The organism is Roseateles sp., assembly GCF_036486225.1.
In the GTDB taxonomy this organism is placed as follows: domain Bacteria; phylum Pseudomonadota; class Gammaproteobacteria; order Burkholderiales; family Burkholderiaceae_C; genus Roseateles.
Genome location: NZ_DASVNZ010000312.1, coordinates 1 through 9,858, shown reverse-complemented (window position 1 = coordinate 9,858; position 9,858 = coordinate 1). Strand labels below are relative to the sequence as shown.

Annotated in this window: 11 protein-coding genes; 7 read left to right on the top strand and 4 right to left on the bottom strand. The window is 69.8% G+C overall.

Annotated features, from left to right (window positions below; genetic code table 11):
* Positions 1 to 767: LysR substrate-binding domain-containing protein (locus VF536_RS20795; RefSeq protein WP_331616778.1), on the top strand; the 767-nt coding region annotated here is incomplete at its 5' end.
* On the opposite strand, the gene VF536_RS20790 is transcribed toward VF536_RS20795, so the two are convergent.
* The gene (locus tag VF536_RS20790; protein WP_331616777.1) at positions 718 to 1,524 is read right to left on the bottom strand and encodes a glucose 1-dehydrogenase; all 807 of its coding nucleotides are present in this window, start codon (positions 1,522 to 1,524) and stop codon (positions 718 to 720) included. The two genes, VF536_RS20795 and VF536_RS20790, sit on opposite strands and share 50 nt — an antisense overlap.
* Positions 1,521 to 3,362, bottom strand: a complete 1,842-nt coding sequence (locus tag VF536_RS20785) for a glycoside hydrolase family 15 protein (RefSeq protein ID WP_331616776.1) — start codon at positions 3,360 to 3,362, stop codon at positions 1,521 to 1,523. The genes VF536_RS20790 and VF536_RS20785 overlap by 4 nt, the downstream gene beginning before the upstream one ends.
* A gap of 226 nt (positions 3,363 to 3,588) precedes the next feature.
* Here VF536_RS20785 and VF536_RS20780 point away from each other — a divergent pair, with 226 nt between their 5' ends.
* Entirely contained in the window at positions 3,589 to 4,695 is a 1,107-nt protein-coding gene (locus VF536_RS20780) for an ABC transporter substrate-binding protein (protein ID WP_331616775.1), read from the top strand.
* Positions 4,696 to 4,751: 56 nt separating this feature from the next.
* A complete protein-coding gene (locus tag VF536_RS20775) occupies positions 4,752 to 5,951 on the top strand; it encodes a pyridoxal phosphate-dependent aminotransferase (RefSeq protein ID WP_331616774.1) in 1,200 nt (399 codons plus the stop codon).
* Positions 5,952 to 5,993: 42 nt separating this feature from the next.
* On the opposite strand, the gene VF536_RS20770 is transcribed toward VF536_RS20775, so the two are convergent.
* Positions 5,994 to 6,221, bottom strand: coding sequence for a hypothetical protein (locus tag VF536_RS20770; RefSeq protein ID WP_331616773.1), 228 nt, complete (start codon positions 6,219 to 6,221; stop codon positions 5,994 to 5,996).
* Between the two features lie 138 nt (positions 6,222 to 6,359).
* Between VF536_RS20770 and ybgC the strand changes: the two genes are divergently transcribed.
* From ybgC to tolA, 4 genes are all read left to right on the top strand, one after another.
* Positions 6,360 to 6,902, top strand: coding sequence for a tol-pal system-associated acyl-CoA thioesterase (gene ybgC / locus VF536_RS20765; protein WP_331616772.1), 543 nt, complete (start codon positions 6,360 to 6,362; stop codon positions 6,900 to 6,902).
* 156 nt (positions 6,903 to 7,058) lie between these two features.
* Positions 7,059 to 7,751, top strand: a complete 693-nt coding sequence (gene tolQ, locus VF536_RS20760; RefSeq protein WP_331616771.1) for a protein TolQ — start codon at positions 7,059 to 7,061, stop codon at positions 7,749 to 7,751.
* A gap of 15 nt (positions 7,752 to 7,766) precedes the next feature.
* Complete coding sequence (locus VF536_RS20755) at positions 7,767 to 8,207, top strand: ExbD/TolR family protein (RefSeq protein WP_331616770.1); 441 nt, start codon at positions 7,767 to 7,769, stop codon at positions 8,205 to 8,207.
* A 22-nt stretch (positions 8,208 to 8,229) separates the two neighbouring features.
* The gene (tolA, locus tag VF536_RS20750) at positions 8,230 to 9,147 is read left to right on the top strand and encodes a cell envelope integrity protein TolA (protein ID WP_331616768.1); all 918 of its coding nucleotides are present in this window, start codon (positions 8,230 to 8,232) and stop codon (positions 9,145 to 9,147) included.
* On the opposite strand, the gene VF536_RS20745 is transcribed toward tolA, so the two are convergent.
* On the bottom strand, positions 9,125 to 9,858 hold a 734-nt coding region (locus VF536_RS20745; RefSeq protein ID WP_414710421.1), incomplete at its 5' end, for a hypothetical protein. The genes tolA and VF536_RS20745 overlap by 23 nt on opposite strands.

Sequence of the window (9,858 nt, the reverse complement as noted above, 5' to 3'; positions counted from 1 at the left end):
CGCCGCACGCGCTGGCCCTGCGCGAGCAGGTCCGGGAGCTCGCCCAGGGCGCGCGCGCCGTGCTGCAACCCGCCGGCGCCGGCTGGGATCTGCGCCGGCTTCAACGGACCTTCACGCTGCGCGCGAACGACGGCTTCATCGAGGCCTTCGCTCCGGCGCTGGTCGCACGTGCCGCCGAAGAAGCGCCGGGCGTGTGCCTGCGTTTCGCGCCCAAGCCCGACAAGGACGTCCGCCCACTGCGTGAAGGCCTGATCGACCTGGACATCGGCGTGCTCGGCGAGTCCGGCCCCGAGGTCCGCATCCAGGCGCTCTATCGCGACCACTTCGTCGCGGCGGTGCGGTCGGGTCACGCGCTGCTGGACGGGCGTGAACTCGATGCAGCGGCTTATGCGGCCTGCGCCCACGTGGTGACCTCGCGGCGGGGCCGTCGAGCGGGCCCGGTGGACGAGGCGCTCGCCGCGCGCGGACTGGAACGCCGCATCGCGGTCGTCGTGCCGAGCTTCCGCGCGGCGCTGTCGATCGCGGCTGCGACGGACCTCGTGGCGCTGGTGCCCTCCTCCTTCTTCCGGGCGGACATGGCCCACGGCTCGCTGCGCTCGCTGCCGCTACCCGTGCCGACCGACCCCATCACCGTGTCCCAGATGTGGCATCCGCGCCAGGACAAGGACCCGGCGCATCAATGGCTGCGCGGCGTGGTGTACGACCTGTGCCGATCGGTCAACCCCCGTCCCGGAACTCCGGATACAGGCTCATCCCCCCGTCGATGAACAGGGTCGTGCCGACGACGTAGTCGGAGGCATCGCTGGCGAGCCACACCGCCGCGGCCGCCACGTCCTCCGGCGCGCCGATGCGCCCGTACGGGATGAGCGACAGCATCTTCTTCCTGGCTGCCTCGTCCTCCACCGACGCCCGGTTGATCGCCGTGGCGATGGCGCCCGGTGCGATCGCGTTGACGCGGATGCCCTCCTGCGCCACCTCCTGCGCGAGGCTGCGCATGAACAGGTCGATGCCGCCCTTGGACGCCGCGTAGTTCGCATGCCCCGCCCAGGGGATGAGCTGGTGGACGGAGCTGACGTGGATGATCTTGCCGAGCGCGCGTGAGCGTTGCGCCTCCCGCCCCTGCTGGCGGAACAGCCCCACCGCCGCGCGGGCGCAGAGGAACTGCCCGGTCAGGTTGGTGGTGATCACCTCGTTCCACTGGGCCAGCGTCATCTCGCCGATCGGTGCGTCGCGCTGGATGCCGGAGTTGGCCACGAGGATGTCGACCCGGCCGAACGCGTCGACCGCCTGTTCGAACAGCCGCTGCACCTCGGGCTCCGAGCCGACATCGGCCTTCACCGCGACCGCGCGTCCGCCGGCCCGTGTGATCTGCGCCACCACGTCCCGCGCCGCGTCCGGCTGCGAGTGGTAGTTGACCGCCACGGCCGCCCCGGCGTCCGCCATGGCCACGGCGATCGCCTTGCCGATGCCCGAACTCGCCCCCGTGACGAGGGCCACCTGTTGCTCCAGCGTGCGCATGGTCATGGCTTCGGTCCTTTCCGTTCGATCGCCCGGTCCAGCGCGAGCGCCGCGCTGATCAGCGCCAGATGCGTCAGCGCCTGAGGGAAGTTGCCCAGGTGCTCGCTGCCGCGCCCGATCTCTTCGGCGTACAGACCCAGGTGGTTGGCGTAGGTGAGCAACTTGTCGAAGTGCAGCCGCGCCTCGTCGACGCGCCCGGCCCGGGCCAGGCATTCGACGTACCAGAACGAGCACGCCGTGAAAGCGCCCTCCTGCCCGTGCAACCCGTCCAGGTTGGCCGTGTCCGCGCCGTCCACGGTGGTGTAGCGGGCGACGAGTCCGTCCACGCTCAGTTCCCGGCCCACGGCGTCCAGGGTCGACAGCCATCGCGGGTCGCTGGAACCGATGAACTTGACCATCGGCATCAGCAGCACCACCGCGTCCAGCGTGTCACCGCCACGGTACTGCACGAAAGCCTGTTTCCCGGTATGCCAGAACTCATCGATGATCTGCGACGCGATCGCGTCGCGCGTCTCGACCCAGCGCAGCACCGGCGCCGGGCGCGCGAACCGTTTCGACATCCTCAACGCGCGGTCCAGCGCCACCCAGCTGAGCAGCCGGCCCGAGAGAAAATCGCGCCGCTCGCCGCGCATCTCCCAGATGCCGTCGTCCGGCTGGTCCCAGTGCTCGCACAGCCAGTCGATGCGGGCCGTCAGCCGGCGCCAGACATCGATGGACGGCGCCGGGCCATGCTTGTCGGCCAGGTACATGGCGTCGACCAGTTCCCCCACCACGTCCAGCTGCAGCTGGGTGGCGGCGGCATTGCCCACGCGCACGGGCCGCGAATCGCGGTAGCCGGACAGATGATCCAGCTCGATCTCGGACTCGATGCGGCGGCCGTCGACGGCATAGAGCACCTGCGGCACGGCGTCTGCTTCGTCGTCGTCCGCGCGACCCTTGGCCCAGCCGATGAAGCGGTCGGCCTCCTCGGTGTAGCCCAGCCGCAGCAGCGCATGCACGGTGAACGCCGCGTCGCGGATCCAGCAGTAGCGGTAGTCCCAGTTGCGCACGCCGCCGACATGCTCGGGCAGACCGAAGGTCGCCGCGCCGATGATCGATCCGTGCTCCGTGGAGCTCAGCAGCTTCAGGATCAGCGCGGAGCGCAGCACGATCTCGCGCCACCGGCCGCGATAGGACGAGCGCTCGCTCCAGGCCTGCCAGTACGCCATCGTCTCGGTGAACGACGCCTCCAGGAAGTCGTGGAGATCCTCGTCGTCGGTCGGCCGCTCGATCACGCATTCGAAGACGAAGCCGACTTCGTCGCCCGCCTTCAGATCCATCGCGACGCCGACCGCGCCGGCATCGTCGCGATCGATCTGCAGCGGGACCGTGCTGCGCAGCTGCATCGGCCCCGGCGACGCCCCCATCGTGAACGACGCCAGCAGGCCGTCGTCGCCGACCTCGGCCTTGCACTCGGCGCGTCCGTAGTCGAACTTCGGCTCGCAGCGCATCTCGAAACGTCGTGAACCGCGGATGCAACGAACCCGTCGCACCAGGGCGCTCTGCGGACCGTTTGTGCGCACAGGCATGTAATCGATGACCTCCACCAGACCTTCGGCAGACAGGTAGCGCGTCAGCAGCACATTCGTATCGGGCAGATACATCTGTCGCGTGTGCATGCCGGCGCCGGCGGCCGGTCCGATGCTGAAACGCCCGCCGCGCCGGTCATCCAGCAGGGACAGGAACACGCTGGGCGAGTCGAAACGGGGGAAGCAGAAGAAGTCGATCGTGCCGTCGGTGCACACCAGCGCGGTCGTGCGCAGGTTGCCGATCACGCCATGTGACTCAATTTCGGGGTAACTCATGCAACTCCAGGTGTCGGAACCCGGGAAGCCCCTGCAATCAGCGCTCCCGCTGCGCCGTACATTCCGCACCGTGAGGCTGCGCTGCGCACCTCCAGACATCGCTTCGCTCCGAAGGCCGCCCGCGCGCACCGACGTGGCGCGCCGACGACGGCGAAGCCCGCGACGCGCCCGATCATGGCGCCCCTACCTCTTGCCAGGAATGCACGTGAGAAACCTCAGTGGGCTGATGCTCTCCCTCCTCTTCGTCACGATGACCGCGGCGATGACCGCGACGACCGCGCACGCCGAGGTCCTCATCGGCCAGACCTCCGGCTTCACCGGATCGGTCGCCGCCAGCGTCAAGGAAACGACCGACGGCGCGAAGCTCTACCTCGACGCGATCAACAAATCCGGCGGCGTGCACGGCGAGAAGATCAAGCTGATCTCGCTGGACGACAAGTTCGATCCGAAGCTCGCGGCGGAAAACGCGAAGACGCTGATCGTCAACGACAACGTGCTGGCGCTGTTCCTCACGCGCGGCACGCCGCACAACCAGGCCATCATGCCGCTGCTCACCGAGCACCGCGTGCCCCTGGTCGCGCCGTCCACCGGCGCGATGGCGCTGCACAAGCCGGTCCATCCGTGGCTCTTCAACGTCCGCGCGACCTACCAGCGCGAAGCGGAACGCGCCGTCAAGCACCTGAGCCTGATCGGCATCGAGAAGATCGGCGTGGTCCAGGTCGACGACTCCTTCGGCGCGGACGCGGTGGTCGGCGTGATGGCGGGCTTCGCCGCGGTCGGCAAGACGGCCGCCTTCCTCGAGAAGTTCGACCGCGCCCATCCGGACTTCAAGGCCTCGGTGGCCAAGACGCAGTCGACCTCGGCGCAGGCCGTGATCTTCCTGGGCTCGGGACAGGCCGTCGTCGACGGCGTGGCCGCGCTGCGCGACAGCGGCTCGCGCGTGCAGATCGTGACCCTGTCCAACAACGCCTCGTCGGGCTTCGTCGCCTCGCTGGGCAAGAACGCGCGCGGCATCATCGTCGGGCAGGTGTTCCCCTACGAGCGCTCCCGCAACGCCGCCATCGTGACCGAGGCGCAGGGCCTGGCCACCGCCCAGGGCCTGGGCGACATCACGCCGGCCATGATCGAAGGGTTCGCCGGCGCGAAGGTGCTGGTGGAAGCGCTGCGCCGCGCCGGTCCGCACCCGTCGCGCCAGAAGCTGCGCGACACGCTGGAGAACATGCAGAAGGTCAACATCGGCGGCCTGGAGATCAGCTACAGCCCGGCCGATCACTCGGGCCTGGACTTCGCGGATCTCTCGATCGTGGGCGAAGGCAACCGCTTCGTGCGCTGAGACGCGCGCCCCGCGTCCTATGATCGGCGGCAGAGCCATCATGGAATGCCGCCGGAATGAGACTTTCGAATCGCGTCGGGAACATCGACCCGTTCTACGTCATGGAGTGCGCGAAACGGGCGGACGAGATCGCCCGCTCGCCGATCTGCGATCCGGCCCAGGGGGGCCGGCGCATGATCTACCTGAACATCGGCGAGCCTGACTTCGGCGCCAGCCCTGCCGTCCGCGAGGCCGCCGCGCGCTTCACCGCCGAAGGCCGCATTCCCTACACGCAGGCCAACGGTTTGCGCGCGCTGCGTCAGCGCATCGCCGACTGGTACGGCCAGACGCAAGACCTGGCCCTGGATCCCGACCGCATCGTTGTCACCGCCGGCGCGTCCGCGGCGTTGCAGCTGGCCTGCCTCGCCCTGTTCCAGGCCGGCGACGAGGTCCTGATGCCGGACCCCAGCTATCCCTGCAACCGGCACTTCGTCGCCGCCGTCGACGCGACGCCGGTGCTGATCCCGTCGACCGCCGAGGAGCGTTTCCAACTGAGCCTGCCCCGGCTGCGCGCGCATTGGAACGAGCGCAGCCGCGGCGTGCTGCTCGCCTCGCCGAGCAACCCGACCGGCACCTCGATCCCGCCGGCTGAACTCGCCGGCATCCACACCTTCGTGCGCGAGCGCGGCGGCGTCACCATCGTCGACGAGATCTACCAGCCGCTCGGCTACGACGACCGTTATGCGCGCAGCGCGCTGACGCTCGGCGACGACGTGGTGTCGATCAACAGCTTCTCGAAGTATTTCGGCATGACCGGCTGGCGGCTCGGCTGGCTGGTGCTGCCGCCCGCGATGGTCGGCGCGGTCGAGAAGCTCGCGCAGAACCTCTACATCTGCCCGTCGACGATCGCCCAGCACGCCGCGCTGGCCTGCTTCGATCCGGCATCGATCTCCGAGTACGAACGCCGCCGTGAAGAGCTGCGCCGCCGTCGCGACGTCGTGGTGCCGGCGCTGGAGGCCATGGGCCTGCCCGTGCCCGTCATGCCCGACGGCGCGTTCTACGCCTGGGCCGATGCCTCGGGCACGGGCCTGTCCAGCTGGGACCTGTGCATGGACCTGATGGAACACGCGCAGGTCGCGCTGACGCCCGGCCGCGACTTCGGCCCGGCCTTCGGCGAGCGCTTCCTGCGCCTGTCCTTCGCCAGCAGCATGGACGATCTGCGTGAGGCGCTCGATCGCGTGAGCGCTCGCCTCGACCAGCTGAAAGCGCGGGCCTGATGCCGACTTGAATCCGGCCCGAAGCCGCCGCGGCTTCGTCCGCTACAGATTGGTCGGTTTCAGGATTCGCCCCGTCTTCGCCAGGTCGGCGGGCTGCCCCAGACCCGCGATACCCCCCGCCCCCAGCACCCGCTGATGCGGGTCGTCGGAGGCACGCATCGCCTCGATGCGCCGGGAGGCCAGCCGGGACGCCTGGGCCGCCTGCCGGCCCTTGGGCGTGACCGCCGCGGTGGCAAGTTGCCCGATGTAGTCGAGATCAAATGGGGGCATGGCAGGTCACGTGATGAACACGAGCCCACACAGCACGCGGCGTGCCAGCCCCCGACCCGGAATCGGTATCGTGAGCGCCGAACCGCGCCCGCGGCTTCCCGGACCGGGTGCGCCCGGCAAACGCCCTATCATCCCGGCATGAGTTCCGGTTCCCCTGCCGATCCCGATTCGGATCCCCGCGCCGACGGCGGCGCCGCCACCGTCCCCGCCCTGCTCGGCGGCCCGCTCGCCGTCTCCGGTGCCTCGCCCGCGCTGGCGGTCCACCATCATGAGCTGCGCATCTACTGGGAGGACACCGACGCCGGCGGCGTCGTCTTCTACGCCAACTACCTGAAGTTCATGGAACGTGCCCGCACCGAGTGGCTGCGCGGCCTGGGCTTCGAGCAGGAGACGATGCGTCGCGACGAGGGCCTGATGTTCGTGGTCAGTGACACCGCGCTGCGCTACCTGGCGCCGGCGCGGCTGGACGACTGGCTGCGCGTCAGCGTCGTGCCGGCCGAGGTCGGACGCGCCAGCCTGGTCATCGACCAGCAGGTCTGGCGCGGCGAGCAGCTGCTGACGCAGGGCCGAATCCGCATCGGTTGCGTCGATGCGATCAGCCTGAAACCCGCGCGCATCCCGGCACGCATCCTGCAAGCGCTGCAGCCCGCGCCGGGGGCCGTGTCGCCCGCGCCGCGCTGACCCGCGGGCCGCGCACCGACCCTGCCGCCCCGTCGACACGCTTCTTTGCATGTCCCTGGCCCGTCGTTTGCCATGGACCCCGCCAGACTTGTCACAATTCCAGGCTGGATCCCCCGTTGATCCGTCCTTGATCCCCGACCACCGCCCGTCGACCTCATGAACCAAGACCTCTCCATCGTTTCCCTGATCGCCCATGCCAGCCTCACGGTGCAGCTGGTGATCGCCGCGCTGCTGCTGGTCTCGCTGGCCAGCTGGAGCGTGATCTTCAGCAAGCTCATCTCGCTGGGCCGCATCCGCACGCGCAACGAGGGCTTCGAGCAGGAGTTCTGGTCGGGCAAGAACCTCAACGACCTCTACAACAGCGTCTCCAACCGCCCGGACGGCGCACCGCTGGAACGCATCTTCGCGTCCGGCATGCGCGAGTTCCTGAAGCTGCGCGAGAAGCGCGTGGTCGACTCCGGCCAGCTGCTGGACGGCGCCCGCCGCGCGATGCGCGCGAGCTTCCAGCGCGAGCTCGACGCGATGGAATCGCACCTGTCCTTCCTGGCGTCGGTGGGCTCGGTGTCGCCGTACGTGGGCCTGTTCGGCACTATCTGGGGGATCATGCACGCCTTCGTCGGCCTGTCCAACCTGACCCAGGTGACCCTGGCCACGGTCGCGCCCGGCATCGCCGAGGCGCTGGTGGCGACCGCGATCGGGCTGTTCGCCGCGATCCCCGCTGTGCTGGCCTTCAACCGCTTCGCGCGCCAGATCGACCGCAACGCGATCACGCTGGAGACCTTCATCGAGGAGTTCTCCAACATCCTGCAGCGCAACGCCGGCCAGCCCGCGCCGGCCGCGCAGCGCTGATCCGGAGCGTCGGTCATGCCTGGAATGTCCTCCCGCAGCGGTTCGCGCCGCCGCACGATGAACGAGATCAACATGGTCCCGTTCATCGACGTCATGCTGGTGCTGCTGATCATCTTCATGGTCAGCGCGCCCCTCATCACCACCGGCGTCGTCGACCTGCCCAGCGTGGGCACCAGCCGCACGCAGCCGCAGCACGTGATCCAGGTGATCGTCGGCACCGACGAGCAGCTCAAGATCAAGCTCGACGGCGACCAGGACCCGTCGCCGGTGCCGCTCAAGGCGCTGGCCGCGCGCGTCAAGGACGCGCAGAAGGGCGACGCGACCACGCCGGTCGTGATCTCCGCCGACCGCAACGTCAAGTACGAGGCGGTCGTCAAGACGATGGACGTGCTGCAGCGCGCGGGCGTCCAGCGCGTGGGCCTGTCCGTGAAGAACGGCGCCGCGGCGGACCGCTGAAACCGGGAAACGATCGCACGCGATGAGTACCCTGGTCTCCCGATTCCACCCGGACCGCGATCCCCTGCGTCCGCCGCCCGCGCCCGGACTGGGGCGCGGTTTCAGTTTCGCGGTCGTCGCGCACATCCTGCTGGTGGCGGCCCTGAGCTTCGGCGTCAGCTGGCGCTCGGCGCCGGTGCCGGCGATGGATGCGGAGCTGTGGTCCGCCGTCCCGCAGGCCGCCGCGCCCAAGGAACAGTTGCCGACCGAGAAACAGCCCGAGCCGCCGAAGCCCCAGCCTGAACCGCCCAAGCCGCAACAGCCGACCCCGCAGGAGGTCCAGGCCCAGCGCGACGCCGACATCGCGATCGCCAAGGCCAGGGAGCGCAAGCTCAAGGACGAGCAGGAGCAGCGCGAGGCCGAGGACAAGCGCAAGCAGGAGCAGCGCAGGAAGGACGAGGCGGACCAGAAGGAACGCGACCGCAAGGCCAAGGAAGAGCAGGCGAAGAAGGACGAGGCCAAGAAGGACGAGGCCAAGGCCGCCGACAAGGCGAAGGCCGAGAAGGCCCGCAAGGAGTCCGAAGCCAAGGCCGAGGCGCAGCGTCAGGAGAACCTGCGGCGCATCCAGGGCATGGCGGGCGGTATCGGTCCGCCCACGTCGACCGGCACGGCGGCGAGAAGCTCGGGGCCGTCGGCGAACTACGCGGGCCGCATCAAGGCCCGCGTGCGTCCGAACATCATCTACAACGATCCGGGCGGCGATTCGAATCCGGAAGCCGAAGTCGAGGTGCGCACGGGTCCTGGCGGCACGATCATCGGGCGCAAGGTGGTCAAGTCGAGCGGTCTGCCCGACTTCGACGGCGCCGTGCTGCGGGCACTCGACAAGACCGAGAGCTTCCCGGCGGACACGGATGGCACCGTGCCCAAGGTGATGATCATCACCTTCCGCCCCAGGGAGTGAGGACCCTCTCGATGCCGCCGATCGCCTGGAGGGGCTCGATGGTCTCGACGCGGGCCAGCCATCCGCGCGTGACCGCCGCCGACAGCCAGGCGCTGAAGTCGAAGCCGCTGCCGGCCTCCAGCAGCGCGCGCTCCAGGTCGAGCGCCGCGCGCAGCGACCTGCACCAGCGCGTGGTCACCTCGTCGAGCGCGATCGACTGACCGCCCCAGCCGTCCCGCCACACCATCAGCGAGGCCCGGGGTCCTGAGCCGAAGGACTCGCACGCCAGCTCGAGCAGGGCCTGCATGCCGGGACCGCCACCGTCGCCCTCGTGCAGCACGACATGGTCCGCGAGGACCAGCCGCACCGCCCCGGCGGGCAGACGCCCCAGCAACGCCAGCGAGTTCAGGTCCGGCGCCGGATCCGCGATGCGCGCCACCCGGTGCAGGGACCATTCGATGCGCGCCAGCGCCGTCCAGAGCGGCGGCAGGCCGTCGGCTTCGGCGCTCGCGAGCAGACCGATCAGCGCCTCGCCCCAGTCGCCCAGATCGCCGTCCTGCGGCGGAAAACGGCGCCAGCAGGCCCAGGCCAGCGAGGCGAAGCTTCCCGCCCGGTCGGCCTCGACACGGTCGCGCAGGCGCGGATAGACCGATGCCAGAGTCCGCTCCGCCAAGGCGCTGACATGCGCCTGGTAGGCGCGCAGTGCCCGCGGCAGGCCGCCGCGGATGCCGG

Coding starts and splice junctions, on each gene's coding strand:
- VF536_RS20790 (WP_331616777.1), bottom strand. CDS start 1,524: ATGACCATGCGCACGCTGGAGCAACAGGTGGCCCTCGTCACGGGGGCG.
- VF536_RS20785 (WP_331616776.1), bottom strand. CDS start 3,362: ATGAGTTACCCCGAAATTGAGTCACATGGCGTGATCGGCAACCTGCGC.
- VF536_RS20780 (WP_331616775.1), top strand. CDS start 3,589: ATGCTCTCCCTCCTCTTCGTCACGATGACCGCGGCGATGACCGCGACG.
- VF536_RS20775 (WP_331616774.1), top strand. CDS start 4,752: ATGAGACTTTCGAATCGCGTCGGGAACATCGACCCGTTCTACGTCATG.
- VF536_RS20770 (WP_331616773.1), bottom strand. CDS start 6,221: ATGCCCCCATTTGATCTCGACTACATCGGGCAACTTGCCACCGCGGCG.
- ybgC (WP_331616772.1), top strand. CDS start 6,360: ATGAGTTCCGGTTCCCCTGCCGATCCCGATTCGGATCCCCGCGCCGAC.
- tolQ (WP_331616771.1), top strand. CDS start 7,059: ATGAACCAAGACCTCTCCATCGTTTCCCTGATCGCCCATGCCAGCCTC.
- VF536_RS20755 (WP_331616770.1), top strand. CDS start 7,767: ATGCCTGGAATGTCCTCCCGCAGCGGTTCGCGCCGCCGCACGATGAAC.
- tolA (WP_331616768.1), top strand. CDS start 8,230: ATGAGTACCCTGGTCTCCCGATTCCACCCGGACCGCGATCCCCTGCGT.